At 36.1% G+C, this 20,591-nt stretch carries 15 protein-coding genes and 2 pseudogenes; 10 read left to right on the top strand and 7 right to left on the bottom strand.

Annotated features, from left to right (window positions below; translation table 11 throughout):
• Positions 1 to 10 precede the first annotated feature (10 nt).
• Entirely contained in the window at positions 11 to 1,948 is a 1,938-nt protein-coding gene (locus tag H6G44_RS01730) for a protein phosphatase 2C domain-containing protein (RefSeq protein ID WP_190384819.1), read from the bottom strand.
• A 206-nt stretch (positions 1,949 to 2,154) separates the two neighbouring features.
• On the opposite strand from H6G44_RS01730, the gene H6G44_RS01725 reads away from it, so the two are divergent.
• Positions 2,155 to 2,586 carry an NfeD family protein gene (locus H6G44_RS01725; RefSeq protein WP_190384818.1) on the top strand — a complete coding sequence of 144 codons (432 nt, stop codon included), beginning with the start codon at positions 2,155 to 2,157 and terminating at the stop codon, positions 2,584 to 2,586.
• A gap of 48 nt (positions 2,587 to 2,634) precedes the next feature.
• Positions 2,635 to 3,612 carry an SPFH domain-containing protein gene (locus H6G44_RS01720; RefSeq protein ID WP_190384817.1) on the top strand — a complete coding sequence of 326 codons (978 nt, stop codon included), beginning with the start codon at positions 2,635 to 2,637 and terminating at the stop codon, positions 3,610 to 3,612.
• A gap of 3 nt (positions 3,613 to 3,615) precedes the next feature.
• Here H6G44_RS01720 and H6G44_RS01715 read toward each other — a convergent pair whose 3' ends face one another.
• Complete coding sequence (locus H6G44_RS01715; RefSeq protein WP_190384816.1) at positions 3,616 to 4,002, bottom strand: Fur family transcriptional regulator; 387 nt, start codon at positions 4,000 to 4,002, stop codon at positions 3,616 to 3,618.
• A gap of 136 nt (positions 4,003 to 4,138) precedes the next feature.
• Between H6G44_RS01715 and purS the strand changes: the two genes are divergently transcribed.
• A complete protein-coding gene (purS, locus tag H6G44_RS01710; protein WP_190384875.1) occupies positions 4,139 to 4,417 on the top strand; it encodes a phosphoribosylformylglycinamidine synthase subunit PurS in 279 nt (92 codons plus the stop codon).
• A gap of 89 nt (positions 4,418 to 4,506) precedes the next feature.
• Here the strand turns inward: purS and H6G44_RS01705 are convergent, their stop codons facing one another.
• The gene (locus H6G44_RS01705; protein ID WP_190595354.1) at positions 4,507 to 4,671 is read right to left on the bottom strand and encodes a hypothetical protein; all 165 of its coding nucleotides are present in this window, start codon (positions 4,669 to 4,671) and stop codon (positions 4,507 to 4,509) included.
• Between the two features lie 3 nt (positions 4,672 to 4,674).
• Between H6G44_RS01705 and purQ the strand changes: the two genes are divergently transcribed.
• Positions 4,675 to 5,346 carry a phosphoribosylformylglycinamidine synthase subunit PurQ gene (gene purQ, locus H6G44_RS01700; protein ID WP_190384814.1) on the top strand — a complete coding sequence of 224 codons (672 nt, stop codon included), beginning with the start codon at positions 4,675 to 4,677 and terminating at the stop codon, positions 5,344 to 5,346.
• A 196-nt stretch (positions 5,347 to 5,542) separates the two neighbouring features.
• Here purQ and H6G44_RS01695 read toward each other — a convergent pair whose 3' ends face one another.
• Entirely contained in the window at positions 5,543 to 6,133 is a 591-nt protein-coding gene (locus tag H6G44_RS01695; RefSeq protein ID WP_190384813.1) for a thylakoid membrane photosystem I accumulation factor, read from the bottom strand.
• 231 nt (positions 6,134 to 6,364) lie between these two features.
• Between H6G44_RS01695 and H6G44_RS01690 the strand changes: the two genes are divergently transcribed.
• Positions 6,365 to 7,708 carry a Mur ligase family protein gene (locus H6G44_RS01690; protein ID WP_190384812.1) on the top strand — a complete coding sequence of 448 codons (1,344 nt, stop codon included), beginning with the start codon at positions 6,365 to 6,367 and terminating at the stop codon, positions 7,706 to 7,708.
• A 42-nt stretch (positions 7,709 to 7,750) separates the two neighbouring features.
• Here the strand turns inward: H6G44_RS01690 and H6G44_RS01685 are convergent, their stop codons facing one another.
• Entirely contained in the window at positions 7,751 to 8,005 is a 255-nt protein-coding gene (locus tag H6G44_RS01685) for a hypothetical protein (RefSeq protein ID WP_190384811.1), read from the bottom strand.
• Positions 8,006 to 8,019: 14 nt separating this feature from the next.
• Here H6G44_RS01685 and H6G44_RS01680 point away from each other — a divergent pair, with 14 nt between their 5' ends.
• Complete coding sequence (locus H6G44_RS01680; protein ID WP_190384810.1) at positions 8,020 to 9,018, top strand: metal ABC transporter solute-binding protein, Zn/Mn family; 999 nt, start codon at positions 8,020 to 8,022, stop codon at positions 9,016 to 9,018.
• A 335-nt stretch (positions 9,019 to 9,353) separates the two neighbouring features.
• On the top strand, positions 9,354 to 11,369 hold the full coding sequence (locus tag H6G44_RS01675; protein ID WP_190384874.1) for a glycoside hydrolase family 10 protein: 2,016 nt from the start codon (positions 9,354 to 9,356) through the stop codon (positions 11,367 to 11,369).
• Between the two features lie 245 nt (positions 11,370 to 11,614).
• Here H6G44_RS01675 and H6G44_RS01670 read toward each other — a convergent pair whose 3' ends face one another.
• On the bottom strand, positions 11,615 to 12,634 hold the full coding sequence (locus H6G44_RS01670) for a tRNA-dihydrouridine synthase family protein (RefSeq protein WP_190384809.1): 1,020 nt from the start codon (positions 12,632 to 12,634) through the stop codon (positions 11,615 to 11,617).
• A gap of 126 nt (positions 12,635 to 12,760) precedes the next feature.
• Between H6G44_RS01670 and polA the strand changes: the two genes are divergently transcribed.
• The 3 genes and pseudogenes from polA to H6G44_RS01655 form a co-directional block, all read left to right on the top strand.
• Positions 12,761 to 15,646 carry a DNA polymerase I gene (gene polA, locus H6G44_RS01665; RefSeq protein WP_311138946.1) on the top strand — a complete coding sequence of 962 codons (2,886 nt, stop codon included), beginning with the start codon at positions 12,761 to 12,763 and terminating at the stop codon, positions 15,644 to 15,646.
• Positions 15,647 to 15,762: 116 nt separating this feature from the next.
• A pseudogene (locus H6G44_RS01660) lies at positions 15,763 to 16,133 on the top strand (transposase); the annotation flags it as partial.
• A gap of 69 nt (positions 16,134 to 16,202) precedes the next feature.
• Positions 16,203 to 16,388: pseudogene (locus H6G44_RS01655) on the top strand (hypothetical protein); the annotation flags it as partial.
• 82 nt (positions 16,389 to 16,470) lie between these two features.
• Here the strand turns inward: H6G44_RS01655 and H6G44_RS01650 are convergent.
• Positions 16,471 to 20,562, bottom strand: coding sequence for an Eco57I restriction-modification methylase domain-containing protein (locus tag H6G44_RS01650; RefSeq protein WP_190384807.1), 4,092 nt, complete (start codon positions 20,560 to 20,562; stop codon positions 16,471 to 16,473).
• Positions 20,563 to 20,591: the final 29 nt, after the last annotated feature.

Genomic DNA, 20,591 nt, shown 5'->3' with positions numbered 1-20,591 from the left:
ATACATTGTCTTATTCTTCTCGTCCTGGACAAAATTCTCGCACATTTTGGGGAAGTTGTCGGCAGAGTTGGGAGAAAGATTGAGGAAATAATTGCCACCAAGCAAATAAACCTAAACCGAGGGTAGAAGTTCCCAAAAATAAAATTAACAAACCGACAGCCACCCTAGATGGTTTTATCCTCATGCTGGTTGTTTGGGTCAGATTTAAATTCAGGAGAGCTTGAGAACTGGCTGTTAAATCTATTTCTATGGGTGGAATTGTCATTAATGCTTCTGGGTCTGCAACAGCTAAAGGTTGAGGGGGGATAATTTCCGCAGGTGGTGCTGGTATAATTGCTATTGAGGATGGTTTAGTAACACGACAGAGAGTTAAAACTACAGATATATTATCTTGTCCATTCTTGTCATTAGCCAGTTTAATTAATTCCTGGGTAGCATCTTCTATATCTAAATCACCTGTAAGTACGGGAATTGCGTAATCTTGCCAAGATTGTTCTACCAAATTGCTATCACTTAAACCATCAGAACAAAGCAATAAAATCCCGTCTTCTTCGATGATAAATCGTTGAATCGAAAAGTTGAGAAATTCGGCTTCTTTTGTGCCTAGTGCTTGAGTGAGGGCTTTAGCTTCAGGTATTTGCAATGCTTGACGGTATAAACTTAACCCTTTAATAACTTCCCGTTTCACCAGATCATCATCTACAGTCAGGAGTTGACAATAATTCTGGGTTATCCAATAAGCACGACTATCACCAATATGCGCTAAATAAAGTTCATGGGCATTTTCTAACTCAACACCTGAAGATGTTACAACTCTTTGAGGTATCTGTAATGACATCAATAAAGTTGTAGCCATGCGTTCTTTACCCTGACGTTTTTGCTCATCATTGCGTGACCATAGAACATTATTAACAACTCGCAAACAAGATTCTATTTGTTGAGACAATAAATCTGGTGTTAATAGTTCTGTCTGTTCTCCTATTTCTAGCAATAAAGCTCGCATTTGCAACTTGAGAGACTCTAAAGCCAATTTGCTTGCCACTTCACCGCCTTCATGGCCGCCAATACCATCACAAATAATTGCTAGTCGTGGTTGTACGTGATTTTCTATGTCTCTCGGATGACTAGGATAACAAGCATCTTCATTATGTTTGATGACAAGACCTGTATCCGTTGCTCCGGTTATAGTTAAATACAAAGGTAATTCTGCGGCTTTTGTCAGTAATAACTCATTGAGTTGAGTATGAATAACCTCTAAATCATTTTCAGGTTGACACATTAACTCAACTATGCTTACTAATTTTTCAGCAATTCTGGTTTTTCCTGATGTCACCCAATTGCGCCAAAAATTACCTAAATCTTTTAAAGTTAGTTTTTCCGTATTTTGATGCAGTTCTAATAACCGAATACACCAACCTTGTACACATAAATTATCTGCTAAGAGCAAACTTTGATTAACTCCCAATTCTGATAAAGGAGTCCATAATTGGAGAATTTGCCATAACCAGTAAACTTGCCTCACAGGAGATGCTTGTCCCCAGGAATCGCTAATAGTCGGGTAAATACAGCCTGTTTCATCTATGGGGGCATTTTCTAGTAGTAAAATATCACCATCTATTTCTGCTAAAGAAGTAAACCCATAAGCTTGGGGAATATGTAACCGTTTTGAATACAAGCGCAAATAAGGAATAACTAGATTTGGCAATTCTGCGGGTATATGTGCTAATATTCCCGGTTGGGTATCTAGCCAAATTTGCGGCTTGATTACCTCATATCTGTCTGCTACCTTTGTTCCTGGGGGAATTTCTGCGGCTTGGTTGCCAGTAGCCCAGAGATAGTGGTAAATTAGGGGCGTTTGACAGTAATGGCAAATAGTATCCCCCACTACGTTCAAAGGCTGGTCACATTCTGAATTTGGGCAATTAATCACCCGTTGACTAGAAAACATAATTAAAATCAGGATAGGTTTTTTCTGTAAATATTAATTGTATCGTTGTATCTAAATATCACCTTATGATGACACTGCATGGAAAAAGATCATAAGAATATTTGACCGCAGATAAACGTAGCTAAGGATGGATGAATTAATGGATTTCATGATTATGCTCAGCCTTAATATTGGTATGTGTCAACTGATTGTGAGGGAAAAGCGTTATGCCAAGTTCTAGTTTAATTTGGCTGTTAGGGGGGTCGGTTCTGTGTTTAACGGAACTTTTCTTACCATCGGCTTTTGTTTGCTTCATAATGGGAACTAGTGCCTTAATGGTGGGACTTTTATCTTATCTGGGTATAGGTAATTTGTGGATACAAGTTGCAGCTTGGCTGTTATTGTCCACAACCTTGACCATCCTTTCCCGACGATTTTTACAACCACGACGCAGGAAATCCCTAATTCAAGATGCTGCTATCGGGGAAACTTTAACAGAAATTTTACCAGGGCAGGTCGGTAGGGTACTATACGAAGGTAACTCTTGGCGAGCAAAATGTGATGATCACAAAATTACCTTACCATCTCAACAAACAGTTTATGTAGTGAGAAGGGAGGGAACAACTTTAATTGTGATGCCTGATAATTTTTTGAGTTAGTTATTAGTTGGTATTGGCCAGTATCTACAAAGGAGGAGATGTCTACTTATGGAACAGTTGTTTTTACTAATCGTTTTAGCACTTGGTGGTTCTGCTGTTGCTGGATCTGTGCGTGTTGTTAATCAGGGAAATGAAGCTTTGGTGGAAAGATTGGGTAGTTTTAACAAGAAAATGCAACCGGGGCTAAATTTTGTCCTGCCGTTTGTTGATCAAGTTATCTATCAAGAAACCATTCGGGAAAAGGTTTTAGACATTCCGCCCCAAAAGTGTATCACCCGTGATAATGTAGGTATTGAGGTGGATGCTGTGGTTTACTGGCGAATTGTGGATATGGAAAAAGCCCGCTATAAAGTGGAGGATCTCCAGTCGGCTATGGTGAATCTGGTATTAACTCAAATTCGTTCGGAAATGGGACAATTAGAGTTAGATCAAACATTTACCGCCCGTACTCAAATTAATGAATTGTTGTTACAGGACTTAGATGTTTCTACTGATCCTTGGGGTGTGAAGGTAACGCGGGTGGAATTGAGAGATATTATTCCTTCTCAGGCTGTACGGGAAGCAATGGAATTGCAAATGTCAGCGGAAAGACGGAAACGGGCATCTATTTTAACTTCTGAAGGTGATAGAGAATCCGCTGTGAATAGTGCTAGAGGTAAGGCAGATGCTCAAATTTTGGACGCTGAAGCTCAACAAAAATCAGTAATTATGCGGGCAGAAGCCGAACAAAAATCAATCATTCTCAGGGCGCAAGCAGAACGCCAACAACAGGTTTTAAAGGCGCAAGCTATCGCTGAATCAGCGGAAATTATCGCCCAAAGAATCAAGGCTAACCCTGATGCAGAGAAAGCTCTAGAAGTTCTGTTTGCTTTGGGCTATCTTGATATGGGGACTACTATTGGTAAAAGCGATAGTAGCAAGGTGATGTTTATGGACCCTCGCACTATTCCGGCCACTTTGGAAGGTATTCGTGCTATTGTCTCTGATTCTAATGGTGATTCCCAACCTTTATTTCCCAAAAATTGAACTTCAAGCCTTAGATTGACATTTTTTACACAGTCCAAAAAACTCTAGGGTGTGATAAAAAACTTTAAATTCATGCTTGGTTTGTAATTGGTTTTCCAGTTCATGAACGGGACATTGATGAATGGGTATGGAAATACCGCATTGTAGGCAGGTTAAATGATGTTTGTCTTGTTGTACCAAGCTATACAGGGCTTCCCCATTAGCCAAAGTTCGCACCTGGACTAAGCCTTCTAGTTTGAGAGCATCCAAGGAACGGTAAACTGTTGCTAAACCCATGCTTTGTTTAAGATTACGTAGCTCTACGTAAATATCTTGAGCGGAAATGCCTTGTTTAATATTTTGTAACAGGTTTAAAATCCGTTCTTGACTACGGGTATGTATCGCTCTCATAAATGTTTGTTAAATTTGTATCTATTGTAGGGGTAATTCATGAACTACCCCTACATTGCTAAGTCCTAATTATATTTTCACTCAGTTGGAGCATAAAAGTTATAGTATAGCGATCGCAGCATTCAGCAAAAAGCCTGTGCAAATCAAATATTTAGCTAAAATTTTCGTGACCCTTCGGACTTCAGTTTTAGATCCTGCTGGTGTGGCTGTACAATCTGGCCTCAAACAAATGGGATACGAAAATGTGGAACAGGTAAGGATTGGTAAGTACATTGAGTTAACTATTGTCGCACCTGATGAAATGAAAGCCCGTCGAGACTTAAATCGAATCTGTGACCAAATGTTATCAAATCCGGTAATTGAAAATTATCGCTTTGATTTGATTGAGGTAGAATCACAAACTGGAGTATTTTGAATCTGGTAATTGGTGATTGGTGATTGGTAATTGGTGATTGGTGATTGGTAATTGGGAAAATTATCATCTTTTCATCTTTTGCCTTTTACCTACCCAACAACTGACAACTGACAACCAACAACCAACAACTGACCACCAACAACTGACCACCAACAACTGACCACCAACAACTGACCACCAACAACTGACCACCAACAACTGACCACCAACAACTGACCACCAACAACTGACCACCAACAACTGACAACTGACAAACAATGAAATTCGGTATTTTAGTTTTTCCAGGGTCTAATTGTGATCGTGATGTTGCCTATGTTACTAGAGACTTGCTAGGACAAGCAACGCGCATGATTTGGCATCAAGAGACGGATATTAGTGATATAGATGTAGTGATTATCCCTGGTGGCTTTAGTTACGGGGATTATTTACGTTGTGGTGCGATTGCTCGCTTTTCTCCTGTAATGCAGCAGGTGATTGATCATGCACTAAAAGGTAAATTTGTCATCGGTATTTGTAACGGATTTCAGGTATTAACTGAGGCTGGCTTATTACCTGGGGCATTGGCGAGAAATCAAGATCTGCACTTTATTTGCGATCGCTCTTCGTTGAAAGTTGAGCGGAATAATTTACCCTGGACTTATGGTTATACTGAAGGTGAAGTTATCACTTTACCTATTGCTCACGGAGAAGGGCGATTCTACAGTGACGAATCTACTTTAGCAGAAATCGAAGCTAATGGACAAGTTTTATTTCGTTATCAAGAAAATCCCAATGGTTCACTTAATGACATTGCGGGGATTTGTAATCTTCAAGGTAATGTTTTGGGCATGATGCCACATCCAGAACGAGCAGCAGATAAAGCGTTAGGTAATAGCGATGGTTTGCGCTTATTTCAGGGTTTGTTGGAGAGGGTAGGGGCTGTGGTGTAGAGAAAATCTGGGCTAAAATCTCTCAAGGTCTATTTCTCATTTCTCGTTTCCATGTTCTTTATGGGAATGAATTCAGAAGGTTCTGCTTTCGATAATAGTAGAGGCAGAGCCTCTGTGATAGCATTCCCAGTCTCAGACTGGGAAAGAGGGGAAGCGAGGGAAAGGAAAGGAGTTAGAACTCCTGACTTGTGCTATTCTATTGATCTTCTAACTGACTACTAAATTCTTTAGGTGAACGTCGTTTTAACTCAACTGACTCAGTACGGGGTAATAAGTCAAATATTTCTCTCAATTTGTCATCTATTTCCTCAAAAGGTACTTGGCCTTTTTTATTCAAAATTACCTGACCAGATTGGTTAAATACTACCACTTGAGGAACACTTCCTCCATAGTAATATCCTGGCTCTGTGGGTTGATAGGTCTTGTCAGCTATTGTATCAACGCTGATAGGAATGATTTCTGTAGCGCGTCCATAGAATGCTTGCATCTCGGAAACAACCGGGGCATATTTTTTGCAATCACTACTATCATCAGTGTAAAATGTCAATATGGCTGGTTTGTGTTCTGCTAATGTCTGAGCTAGTGTTTCTTTGGCAGGAACTAGAGAACCATTACCAGCATATATTACAAAGATATTGCCATCATATCGATCATCTTTGATACCTGCTAATGCTGGCTGCATACTAATTACGAATAACAAGCAGCCAAGCAATAAGCATTTAGACACTAACCGCAAACCGTTAGTAATTATTTGAGTTTGTGAAAAAAGCCACTTTATGCTATTCATTAATAGAAACCTTGTTTTTGCTACTATTTTTCCTGAGTTTGTGCTGACCTGATGTTAACTGGTTAGGATAATAATCACACGCACTATTTTTTAAGATAACCTTTACATGGTATTTTCCAAGAAAAAATTATTTGTCAGTTAGACTGTACTCATGAATGATGCTATCTTCTTTAATTAGTTAAACTTGCTCGAACAAAAATTCTTCTGGCAATTACAGGTTATTAATAAATCATGACTGTGGGTAAAAAAATAAAAGTTATAGATAGACTCCGCTTAGGTTTTGCGGTATCAATGGCAAAAAGTGTGACTTTTTTGGTGAGGTCACTGCGTCTTGGTGCTGCTAGTGTCTTACCAGGTTCTATTGGACGACGGATAGAACCCCGGATTTTGGAGTTATTGAGTCAGCAAGTTAAGAATGGGGTAATTCTCATTGCGGGAACAAATGGGAAGACGACTACCGCTTTATTATTATGCACTATTTTAGAACGAAAGGGTTTTCGGGTTGCTCATAATTCTACAGGTGCAAATCTGGAAAATGGGTTAGCGACGGCTTTAATAGACAATGCTAGTCTGCTAGGAAATTTAAATGTAGATTATGCAATTTTGGAAGTTGATGAAAATATAGTTCCCAAGGTTTTAAAACCGCTAAAACCTCGAATTATTCTCTGTTTAAATCTGTTCCGTGACCAACTGGATAGATATGGAGAAGTAGATAGTATTAGTAAGCGGTGGACAAAGGTTATTGCTAGTTTACCAGAAACAACGGTGGTTATTCCTAATGCTGATGATCCGACTTTATCATACCTAGGTCAACAGTTACCACAAAAGGTTTTATTTTTTGGTTTAAATGAACCAGAAAATTATTTGGAAGCTATTCCTCACGCGGTTGATTCTATCTATTGTCCCAGATGTGGCCATGCTTTAGATTATCAAGGGGTTTATTTATCCCATTTGGGAGATTTTAATTGTCCTAGTTGTGGTTTTAGTAAAAGTCAACCCGTTTTGTTCAGTCAGGAATGGTCACAAATTCTTGTGGGTTTGTACAATAAATACAATACTTTGGCCGCAGCCACAGCAGCGAAAGAATTAGGAATTGATGAAATAATTATCAGAGATGGAATTAATAATTTTCAAGCTGCTTTTGGTCGTGCAGAAGATTTAGTTATTGACGGTAAACGGGTACGGATTTTATTATCAAAAAATCCTGTGGGTACAAATGAGACTATTCGTGTCGTCACTCAAAGTACCGATAAAACTACTTTATTGGTGTTGAATGATAGGACTCCTGATGGTACTGATGTATCATGGATTTGGGATGTAGATACAGAAAAGTTAGTGGACCGGGGTGGAACTTTGATTGTGAGTGGTGATCGGGTGTATGATATGGCCTTACGTCTCTATTATAGTCAGGAATCTCTGGACAGTGGCATTAACCTAATTGTAGAGTCAAATTTACAGCAAGCGATCGCTACTGCTCTAGATCATACACCAGCAAATGAAACTTTACACATTCTCCCCACCTATTCAGCCATGCTAGAAGTGCGAGAAGTATTGACTGGTAGAAAAATTCTCTAATAATTGAGGAATTGGTAATTGTTAATGGGTAATTGGTAATTGTTAATGGGTAATTGGTAATGGGTAATTGGTAATGGGTAATTGGTAATGGGTAATTGGTAATGGGTAATGGGTAATTGGTAATGGGTAATTGGTAATGGGTAATTGGTAATGGGTAATTGGTAATTGGTAATGGGTAATTGGTAATGGGTAATTGGTAATTGGTAATGGGTAATTGGTAATGACAACTAACAACTGACAACTGACAACTGACAACTGACAACTGACAACTGACAACTGACAACTGACAACTGACAACTGACAACTAATTTATGTTAGAAAAAAGACTATCTACACATTTATTAAAGACTATCATTTTAGGTTTAATGGTGGGTTTATTTGGGTGTGAAAATAAAACTATTAATAACACATATAATACCACAAATAGCAATATTAATCAGAATTTACCCCTGGTAGTAGCCACTAATAGCATAATTTGCGATTTAACAAAACAAGTTGCTGAAGATACAATTAATCTTATTTGTCTAATTCCTCCTGGTATTAATCCTATCAATTATCAACCCATACCAGAAGATATTCAAACCATTAAAAATGCTGATTTGTTGCTATATCATGGCTATGAATTTGAACCAGGTTTAATGAAAATCATTAAGGTGATTAAAAATTCTAAATTAAAAATTGCTGTTGCTCAACGTGCTGTTATAAATCCTCTCAAAATTATCAAAAACCGTAAACAAATTATTGAACCTCATGTCTGGCATAATCCAAATAATACTATCAAAATGGTAGAAATAATTAATACTAGTTTAATTAAATTATCACCAAAAAATAAAAATATTTATAATAAGAACACAGAAAAAGTAACTAGAGAAATCAATCAAATTAATAATTGGATTAAAGTAAGATTAGCTAGTATTCCCGCTAAAAATCTCAAATTAATTACAACCAATTCAGCAATGATTTATTATGTTAATAGTTATAATATTCCCTATCTAATCAATTTAGCAAATGTCAAAAATGCACCAAAACTGACAGATACAAAAGTTAAAATTTTGGCTAGAGATATTCAAAAAGCTCAAGTACCAACAATTTTTGCAGACACAAACACCAATTCTAATTTACTTGTACCTATAGCCACACAGGCAAAAGTGAAAGTTTTTCAAAGGTCACTTTATATTGATGGACTAGGTAAACCGGGAACCGACGGAGAAACTTATCAAAAAATGATGGCTGCTAATACAAGGATAATTCTAGAAGGATTGGGAGGAACATATCTAAAGTTTGAGCCTAAAAGTTCTCAAAATCAATAGCTGCTGATTTCCGTATAAGGAAAATATATTACTAAGAAATCCAAATTTTGGATAAAACAGACTCCAGATTCTACACTATAATAATAGCATAAAATGTCAAGGTGTCAATACCCTAGTAAATTCGTTAATTTATTGATTTTATTCTCAATAATCTTGAGAATTAACTGGGTATATTCTCAATAAGGTGATGATCGGGTGATAAACGCGCTTTTTTTGAAAAAGGGATATTGAAAAAACTTATATATCTGACTACGTTGGTACTAAGTTACAAAAACCTAAATATTGCTAAATTAACAGAAGATGCTCACAACTACATAAATATCGTATCTAATCCTATGATATTCTCCGATATTCAAAGTCATTGGTCTCGACCATTTATTGAAGCCTTAGCAAGATGGCGCATTCTCAGCGGTTATCCTGATGGAACTTGTCGCCCAGATAACCCTGTGACTCGTGCTGAGTTTGCGGCCATTATCGCTTCAGTTTTTACCCAACCAGTTAAACGGGAATATGTGCCTTTTGTAGATGTTCCCCAAGCTCATTGGGCGATAAACGCGATTAAAAAAGTCTATGAAACTGGATTTTTGACTGGTTATCCAAACAAGCGTTTTGGTGTAGATGAAAGCATTGCCAGAGGTGATGCTTTAGTGGCAATAGTCAATGGTTTGAGTCCAATCCTTGCTGGTAAAGTTGACCCGGATTTAGTTAGTAAACTTCCAGAAATTTATGAAGATGCGTCTTTAATTCCTTACTATGGAATTAATCAAATAGCTTTAGCGACTCGTCTTGGCTGGGTAGTAAGTTATCCGACTGGGAAAATACTAAATTATAAAATAGATGCTACTCGTGCGGATGTGGCAGTGATGGTTTATCAGACTTTAGTATATTTGGGAAAGGCGGAAAAAATCCCTTCTGATTATCTTGTGATTCCACCAACCCTAAATAAACAGAAACCTGCACCTACAAATAATACCGTCAAGGTCAACCATCATCGAGAGTTTCGGGGGGCTTGGGTTGCGTCGGTGTGGAATAGTGATTGGCCTTCTAAACCGGGACTGCCTGTAGAACAACAGAAGGCGGAATTGGTGGCGATTATTAAACAATTACAATCGTTGAATTTCAATGCTTTAGTTTTGCAGGTAAGACCAGAAGGTGATGCTTTATATGCTTCTGAGTTAGAACCTTGGAGTGCTTGGATAACAGGAACTCAGGGAAAAGCTCCAACACCATTTTATGACCCTTTGGAGTTGGCGATTTCTGAATGTCATAAACGCAATATTGAATTACACGCTTGGTTTAATCCTTACCGTGCTAGGGCAAATAGTCAAGTTTCTCCCGTTCGTCCTCACATTGCAGTTACTAACCCGGAGGTGGTTTATCAATGGGGTAGTCAACAATGGATGGACCCCGGTGCAAAAATAGTTCAAGATAGAGCATACAATGTCATTATTGATGTTGTTAGTCGTTATGATTTAGATGCTATTCATTTAGATGACTATTTTTACCCCTATCCCATATCTGGTAAGCCTTTTCCCGATAATAAAACCTACGCAGCTTATCAACGCAGTGGGGGTAAACTAAATCTAGAAGATTGGCGACGAGAAAACGTCAATCAAATGGTATTGCGACTTTCTCAGGGAATTAAAGCGGCCAAGCCTCATGTTAAATTTGGAATTAGTCCCTTTGGGATTTATCGGTCTGGAGAACCTGCGGGAATTGTGGGGTTAGATGCCTATGGTGTCCTCTATGCAGATTCTAAGAAATGGCTACAACAAGGTTGGATAGATTATATTGCTCCCCAACTTTACTGGCGCACTGACCAAACCAAACAAAGTTATCAAGCTTTGCTAAAATGGTGGACGGAAATTAATATTAAACAGCGTCATGTCTATGCTGGTAATAATCTGGGACAATTAGATGGTAAGGAGTGGAAAAATAGCGAAATTGCCAAGCAAATTCAGATTTCTCGGAATTTAGCGGCTAATCTGTCCTTGGGTAATATCTTTTTCAGTATGACGGGCATTAAAGAAAATCGCCAGGGTATTGCTGACCAATTTAAAACCTATTATCCCAGTCCTGCTCTAATTCCTAGTATGTCATGGCAAACTTCAATAACGCTACGGCCGCCGAAAAATCTCAAGTTTGTTGATGGGAAATTAAACTGGGAACCCGGAGATAATCAAGCTGTGCGTTCTTGGACTCTATATTTACAAAATGGCAATAATTGGATAATTCAACGGATTTTATCTGCTGGTACTACCTTTGCGACAGTCTCACCGGGAAATTATGCAATATGTGCTGTGGACAGGTTGGGATATGAAAGTGAAGGCGTGATGATTACCGTAACTTGATCATATTTTGTTTCCTATCCCTTCTGTTCTGGAAGGGATACTTGTACAATACATTTCATTTAAATGAGTTAAATATGGGTGGGTAAGATGCCCACCCCATAAGAGTTTAAATGAGTTAAGTATGGGCGGGTAGTATGCCCAACCCACAAGAGTTTAAATTAATTATATATGGGCGGGTAAGATGCCCACCCCATAAGAGTTTTACTATTCATATTTGTACTTTGTTTGGTGGTGATTTGCTGTAATTACACATTCAAAACAGGTGCTAGGGCTAAGGTTTGCGTCACATCTACAAGCAAAAAGCGATCGCAAATACTAAACAATTCTACCTCATTCTGGGCTCGTCGCATCAACCGCAGAAAATCACCTTCAGTATCAATACTCAAAGCAATGTAGTTAAGAAACATTTTCAGGTAGCCTACCCGTGCTCGTTCTGGCATAGTTGAGGCTGTGGGAGTTTTCCATAAACAATCAATATAATTACGTACTTCTACTAAAGGAACTGGTGTGATCTCTTTTCCTTCTAAAGCCTGACGAATTTGATGAAAAAGCCAGGGATTCCCAATCGCCCAACGCCCTACCATTACACCTGCTGCCCCTGTTTGTGAAAGCACTTTTAGGGCTGTTTTAGCCGAGTTGATATTACCATTAGCCATAACCGGACAATGAACCCGTCTCACTGCTTCCGCAATCAAATCATACTTCACTGCCCCATGATACATATCTTTAACTGTGCGACCATGCAAACTCAACAAATCAATGTTATGATGGTTGATGATATCTAAAATTTGATAAAAGTTATCTGTATTTTCAAAACCTAGACGCATTTTCACGGTTAAAGGTCTATCATTTACGGCGGCACGCAGTTCTCCTAAAATCCGATCTACCTTTTCCGGTTCTCGCAGTAATCCACCTCCGACGTTTTTGCGATAGATTCTCGGCGCTGGACAGCCCATGTTTAAGTCTACTCCGGCGATATTATATTTACAGAGTTCTTTGGCTGTTCTGACTAGGTCGGGGATGCTTTCGCCAATCATTTGGGCAAAAACGGGGCGACCAGTATCGTTTTCGGTGATTGCTGCTAAAATGCCACGGTTGAGCCGTGAGGTATCATTGACGCGGAAATACTCGGTAAAGAAGTAATCAGGGCTGCCATATTGAGAAATGACCTTCATAAACCAGAGGTTAGTTACGTCCTGCATGGGTGCAAGGGCGGTGAATGGTAAGTCTTTCTCAAGAGATTGGGGGAGTGCTACCTGGGACATAGAGGGTTAAATAAAGCATCACTGGATTAAAAAATAGTGAGTGGGTTTCTTTAACATAACCCATAAAAAAAATTAGAATAGAATGGTTTTCTGAATTTGGTTAAACAGTTGATTTTTGATTCTTCAGTGATAAACAAGCCTACATTCATCCTCATTGATGGACACTCACTAGCTTTTCGTTCCTACTTTGCTTTTGCTAAGGGTAGAGATGGGGGACTTCGCACAAAATCTGGTATTCCTACCAGTGTTTGCTTTGGTTTTATGAAATGTTTGTTAGAAGTAATGGCCACCCAACAACCCCAAGCCTTAGCGGTGGCTTTTGATTTGGCTTTACCTACTTTCCGTCATGAAGCTGATGATACTTACAAAGCTGGACGCGCAGAAACACCGGAAGACTTTATTCCCGATTTAGAAAACCTTTATGAGTTATTGCAATGTTTAAATTTACCAATTATTACTGCTCCTGGTTATGAAGCAGATGATGTATTAGGAACATTAGCAGAAAAAGCCGCAGGTTCTGGATATCAAGTTAAGATTCTTTCTGGTGATAGGGATTTGTTTCAATTAATTGATGCTGATAAGGAAATTACAATTTTAAATTTTACTCCAGAGGCTTTAAAACGTTCTACAAATAGTATTGCTGAATTTAGAGCAGAAGAAGTTAAGGAAAAATTAGGAATATTACCGACGCAAGTTGTTGATTTTAAAGCTTTATGTGGTGATAAATCAGATAATATTCCCGGTGTCCGGGGAATTGGTGAAAAAACAGCCGTACAATTATTAAATACCTATAATTCTCTTGACCAGATTTATGGTGCTTTAGATGAAATTAAAGGTGCAGTTCAGAAAAAACTAATTACTGGTAAGGAAGACGCGGAAAAATCTCGTTATTTAGCTAAAATAGTTTGTGATGTTCCTTTGGAAATTGATTTAGAAGATTGTCAATTAACAGGTTTTGATCATCATCGACTGATTCCCATTTTAGAGAAATTAGAATTTAAAAGGTTTTTAAATACAATTAATGAGATACAAGAAAAATTTGGTGGAGAGGTTGCAAAAAATCAGGTAGCAGAAATAATTACAGAAACCAATGATGATTTGTGGTTTTTTAGTGCGGAAGATACAGCACAAGTAATGAAGAAAACGGAATTACCAATTCAACCACGCATTATTAATACGGAAGCTAAATTAATAGATTTAGTGGAACTTTTACAGACGCTAAAAAATCCAGAAAACCCGGTTGCTTGGGATACAGAAACTACGGCTTTAGAACCACAAGATGCAGATTTAGTAGGAATTGGTTGCTGTTGGGGAATGCAATCAAATGAACTTGCTTATATTCCCATTGGTCATAAAAACGGTAATAATTTAAATCGAGATTTAGTATTAGCAAAACTGCGGCCAATTTTAGAAAGTGCTGATTATCCTAAGGCTTTACAAAATGCTAAATTTGATCGTTTAATTCTGCGGTGTCAAGGAATTAATTTAGCTGGGGTGGTCTTTGATACTATGTTAGCTAGTTATTTAATTAATCCAGATAGTAGTCATAATTTAACTGATTTATCTTTACGATATTTGGGATTAAGTGCAAAAAGTTATGGAGATTTAGTTCCTAAAGGTAAAACCATTGCAGATATTAGTATTTCTGCGGTTGCTGATTATTGCGGAATGGATGTTTATTCTACGTTTAGATTAGTAGGAAAATTACAGGAGAAGTTAGCAGAAACACCAACTTTATATAAACTTTTAAATGAGGTAGAACAACCGTTAGAAGAAGTTTTAGCGGAAGTTGAATATACGGGAGTTCGCATTAATTCAGATTATTTGCAAGAACTTTCACAGCAGTTAGAAACAGAATTAGCCAAGTTAGAAATAACAGCTATTGAAATTGCTGGAGAAAAATTTAATTTAGGTTCTCCTAAACAATTGAGTCATATTTTGTTTGAAAAGTTAGGTTTAAGTACCAAATATTCTCGCAAGATTCAAACTGGTTATTCTACAGACGCAGGAACTTTAGAAAAACTGCAAGAAGTTGATCATACTGGATTTGTAAAAGCGATTATTGAAAATCGAACTTTAGCCAAATTAAAGTCTACCTATGTAGATGCTTTACCAGCTTTAGTACATCCCAAAAGCCAAAGATTACATACTGATTTTAACCAAACTGCAACTTCTACAGGGAGGTTATCTTCTTCTCATCCCAATTTACAAAATATCCCGATTCGGACTGCTTTTAGTAGACAAATTAGAAAAGCGTTTTTACCGGAATCAGGTTGGTTAATGGTAGCTGCTGATTATTCTCAAATTGAGTTGAGGATTTTAGCGCATTTGAGTCAAGAACCTGTATTAATTCAAGCATATCATGAAAATGAAGATATTCATAGGTTGACTGCAAAATTAGTTTTTGAGAAAGAAGATATTTCTGCTGATGAAAGACGGTTTGCAAAGACGATTAATTTTGGGGTAATTTATGGTATGGGATCACAAAAATTTGCTAGGGAAACGGGAATAAATCTAGTAGATGCGAAATTATTTATTGAGAGATTTAATCAAAGATATGCTCATATTTTTGCATATTTGGAGCGAGTAAAAAAGGAAGCAATTGCTTATGGTTATGTGGAAACAATTTTGGGTAGACGACGTTATTTTGAATTTACTAATAATAGTTTGCTTCAGCTAAAAGGGAGTAAATTGGAAGATATTAATTTGCAGAAATTAAAAAATTTAGGTCAATATGATGCTGGGTTACTTCGTTCTGCTGCTAATGCACCAATTCAAGGTTCTAGTGCGGATATTATCAAAATAGCAATGGTACAATTGCATCAGGTGTTAAAGAAATATCAAGCGCGGTTGTTGTTACAAGTTCATGATGAATTAGTTTTTGAAGTTCCTCCCCAAGAATGGGAAGAATTGCAACTACAAATTAAGTCGGTAATGGAAAATGCTGTTTCTTTATCTGTTCCTTTAGTTGTTGATATTCATGCAGGAGATAATTGGATGGAAACTAAGTAAACTATAGCATTTCCTAATTAGACCCTCAAATAAGGCCTTTAGTTGAATTAATCAAAAACCAGAAAAATATTCAATGGTGACAATTAATTAAAAATTTAGGCTTTTATGCAGAAGTATCGAAGGATACTCCCGCTTACAGAGTGATTAATTTTTGTGATTTAGAAACGAAAACTGAATTTAGGTTAGTCACGAATTTACCTGCCAATGGAGAGGTAGCAGTTACAGATAATATCGTTTACGATGGGGAGTTGAACTGTTATGGAAATTTTTAAAGATGCACCTAAAACTGGATAGATTAATCACTAAAAATGTTAATGGTATTGCTATTCAAATTTATGCTAGTCTCATCGCTTATCTGATTTTACAACTTGTATCTGTTCCGAAAAAATGGGGTGAAAAGATGTTAGATAAATTCCGCTATCTTCAAGCTTGTATGTGTCAACAAATCAGTTATGTTCATTGGATGGAAGATATTATGAAATGTTGACATTTTTACCCTTGATAATACTACTATACTTAAATATGTAAAGTTTTGTAACGACATTCAACATTTCTGCCTTATATTATACTGGGTTTAAGTTTTGTAATTGGGGCTTCAACTTCTATATTGGTTAGGGAAGCAATGTCTTCCAATGGTGAAAACTACACATTTTTAATTGAAGGACGTATTACCCAATTTGCTGCATTACTCTTATTAGGAATTAGTATTTACGGTTTTGCAGATTTAATGATGATGTTGTAAGTTTTCTGCAAATTGTCAGTAGTACATTGAGATTCCCAACTTCTGACAAGAATTGATGATTTTTGACCAAATAAGGGATATTTTATCCCTCAATAATCGCTTTTTCTTCTGGAGTTAATTTATATAGTTTATAAACGATTTCATCAATTAACCAATCACATTGTTTTAGTTGTTTTTTGATGGGTAGGAGTGTATTTAAACTGGCTTGATATTCTTTTGCTAATGTTTCTTGTTCTTTTCTACCGCTGATATCAATTTTTAGTTTTTTCTTGTTTTTCTTGAGAATATCAATTAATTCGTCAAGGGTTAAATGGTTGTCTGCTTGTTTTTGTTTATAATAATCACCTAAATAATTTTGAATTTTAGATTTATTGGTAAGATTATCAATGTCAGTACCGATTAATCTTGCTAACCATGTTAAAAAGCCTTTGATTTCTGTTTGTTTTTGTTTATTTAATTCTATCATTTGTTCGGCTAAATATGCGAGTAAGTCATGAATTACGTCTGCTTGTTCTGGTTGTTGGTTGAGGTGGTGATCAATTTGGCTAAGTAGGATATTTGGGTTATGATTGATTTGATATTGTTGGTAAAGGTTAATTGTGTTTTCTAGATAAGTTTGACGGCGATCGCTTTCTGTGATAAAGTTGATATTAGGAATAGGAAAAGGATTAATATAAGCCGTTTTCATTCTAAAATAACCACCCCTTAAATTAGTTCCAGTAGTTTTTAGAAACCAAGTCATCACTGAACTATTTAAAATAGCGGTTAATGCTAACAGAGAAATTTTCACATCTGGTTTTAATTGCATACCATATACAGTATCAATAAGATAATGTCCATAAAAATTAACAGTAAATCTGGCTTTACTTGCAACATCAGGAAATACTATTTTCGGGAATTGCTGTAACTGTAAATTTCGCGGATAACCATAACAATACCAATCATCTTTATCTAGAAATCTACCATTTTCTCTATTTTTAAGACCATTTTTAATCATTTCATTATCAATATATGACCATGCAATAGGATAATTTTCTTGTAACTGATTAGCAGTTAATAAATTATGATGAGAATCATAAGGAAATAATAAACAACTATCATCATCATACACATAAGAATTAATATTTTGTCCAGTTAAACATGATTTAACTAATTGCGGTTCAATTTTTACTAATTTTTCTAAAATTTTGGAATAAAATATATTATCCTGATCTTTTATTTTCCCAAGTCTAAATATAGAATCAGCACTGGTACTTGTACCAGCAAAGACTTTAGCAATATCTTCAATTTTAGGTAAAGATAATAATTTTTTGAGTAAAGATTGTGTAGCATCTAAAGCAAAATTCCAACTATTTAACCCCAAATCGTTATAAGCTAATATTCCTATATTCCAATTACCTTGAATATATGGTAAAGGTTTTTCATTATCAATAAAATCATTTAAAATAGCTACATTAATGTCATGATTTAAGCGCTTATTCAAGAATAACAAGCAAACATAAGTAGTAGCATCTGAAAAAACTTGAAACGATGTAAAATCAACAATAGATTTAATTGCTTTTTCACGAAAAAGTAAATTTCTAATTGACTCCCCAACTCTAGTAGTAAACCATTTATTAGGAATAATTAAACCTGAATAACCATAACTATTAATTAACTCTAATCCTTTTTCAATAAAACATAAATAAATATCATATTCTCTTTTCGCTGCGGATTGATATACTAAAGGATAATAACTCCATGATTGTATATCGACTTCTTTTAATCTAATACTTCTAATATAAGGTGGATTTCCGATAACAGCATGAAAACCGGAATTTTCTTTCCAACTAGCACTTTCTAAATCAATAAAAACCTCTGGAAATTCCAAATCCCAATGAAAAAACCGCTTTTCTTCAAATAGCTTTCTCGCTTCCTCATATACCGCAATATCAGCAGCATTCATATTTTCAGGGTTAGCATTAATCGCATTTATACCAAATCTTTCTAAAAAATTCTTAGCTTGTTTCACACCAAAAAATTGAGAAACATAAATATCTAATAACCTTTTAAAAGGTTTCGCAGCCTGATCAAATTCCTTAAATAACCTCTCGCTGGTTTCCACTTCCGCAAAAGTTGCATCACTTAATGTACTCACACCGCGCATAATTTCCGCAGCACGTAACAACCCCACAAAGGGACCTGTTAATAAACTCAATTGGCCACTTTCTTCTTTGATCATATTCGCTTCTGCTTCTCGCGCAGTTGTACCAATAAGAGAATTTCCGCAGCGCAAATGATGATCTAAAAAACTCAAAGGAGCGCCAATTGTGAAAAAATGTAACCATAAACTTACCTTGGCTAATTCTACGGCCATGGGATTCAAATCTACACCATAAATACAGCGTTTCATGACCACTCTTTGTAAAAGTTGATTATCGTCTAAGTTGATATCAATATTAATTCCCTGCTGTTGTAAGTTTTCTAAAATACTATTGCGGGTTTTTCCTAACATCTCCAAAATGGGATTATGTTCGGGATATTCATTTAAAATATTGATTAATTCGTCTGTCAAATAATCAACAGCTTCGACTAAAAAGTGTCCACTTCCCATAGCAGGATCACAAATTTTAATATCAAGTAAAGTATTTTGTGCTTGTCTTTCTAAACGTTGTAAATCTTTTTGTAAACCGTTACGACTTTGTACTCCTAATCTACCATCTATCATTTTTTCATGTAATTGGTTAATTTGCGTCATTAAATCTGCAAATCTTTGTTTTCTCTCCTCTAAAATTGGTTTGAGAGTATGACTAACAATGTATTTAACAATATAATCTGGTGTGTAATAAGAACCTGTAGCTTTTCTTTCACCCTTATCATTTTCTAAATGCACTTTTCCCGTTTTTTCATCTTCAATAATTAAACGATATTCTAATAATCCTTCATAAATTGAACCCAATTGTCGCACACCTAAAAAGCTGTAGTCAATGGGTAATTTTTCAAAACGTGCTAATTTATCCAAAGCGGGAAATAAAATAGCATCAGATATTTGATGTTCAGACAAAAAATAATTCTCTGGATAATCTTCCCTATCTCCAAGTTCATGAAAATCAAAGTGAAATAAACCACCATTATAACGAGGTACTTCTAAAGCTTTATCACCCCTATCTACTATTTGAAATAAACCTAACAAACTCTGATAAATTTTTGTGGAAGTTTGACTTAATGTTCTTTGTTTATCCAGACTTGCGGCTATTTCTTGGGTAATTTTAATTAAACTATAATCACGGTAAGCGCTGGTAATTGGTAATAAGTTTCTCGCTTCAGCATATAAGAGAAATAACAACTTATATAAAAATGATAAAGTCGCTGCGTAAATCTGTTTTGGTTCTACGGTTTTTCCCCGTCGCATTGCGTCTACTATAAACCCTCTTGCTAAATCAGGAAATATCTGATCAAATACTAAGGTTTTTAATTCGTTTCCTACTTGAGTCGCATAGGTTGTACTTCCTTCTCTGACTCGTTCTAAAAAGTTTTTGTTGTAGCTATCTTTTGCAAAAGCCGCGCTTCTAAAAAATAACCAAAAGTATTTGAATTGTTCTATATTTTCAGTTTCTAATAATTCCACTAAATCAATAGGATAAAATTCCGTTGCGGTAGAAGAAGCTTGACGATAATATAAACGCCATTCTCTCCCATTGGTTAAAATTCCCCAGTCAACATTTGTACCACTTAAATAACTGGAAATCTGAAAAGATGGGTTGGTATTTTTGAAAATGTCCCTTTGATCATTAGCGGAAACTTTACTTAATGATCGTTCCCAATATTTAGCTTCTGCTATTACTAATACTCGACTATAAAAGGCAGTTTCATTATTTTGAAAAGAGTAGGCTGTATCTCTTTCACTTTCATTTATAAACAACGCATAATCAGGACGTTCGGCTCTACCTTGACTACGAGAAATGACTTGAGGAATATATTTAAAACCTAAAATTTCTAAAGCTGGTTGAATAAATATATCTTCGGTTTGAGCTTCATTCAGAGTGGCTAAAATCGGCTTTTTTGATAAATAAAGATTTTTTAATGCCGCAAATTCTGCTTTAATATCTAATTGCCATTCTGGAAGTTCTTGAATGCGATAATCTAAATAATGTTGAGAAAATAAGGGTTTATTTGTGTTTTTTGTATTTGTCATAGTTTTCACCCCAAAATAATATATAAATC

The sequence above is a fragment of the Aphanizomenon flos-aquae FACHB-1287 genome (genome assembly GCF_014698755.1).
Lineage (GTDB): Bacteria > Cyanobacteriota > Cyanobacteriia > Cyanobacteriales > Nostocaceae > Dolichospermum > Dolichospermum flosaquae.
This window is presented reverse-complemented; position numbering and strand designations above follow the sequence as displayed.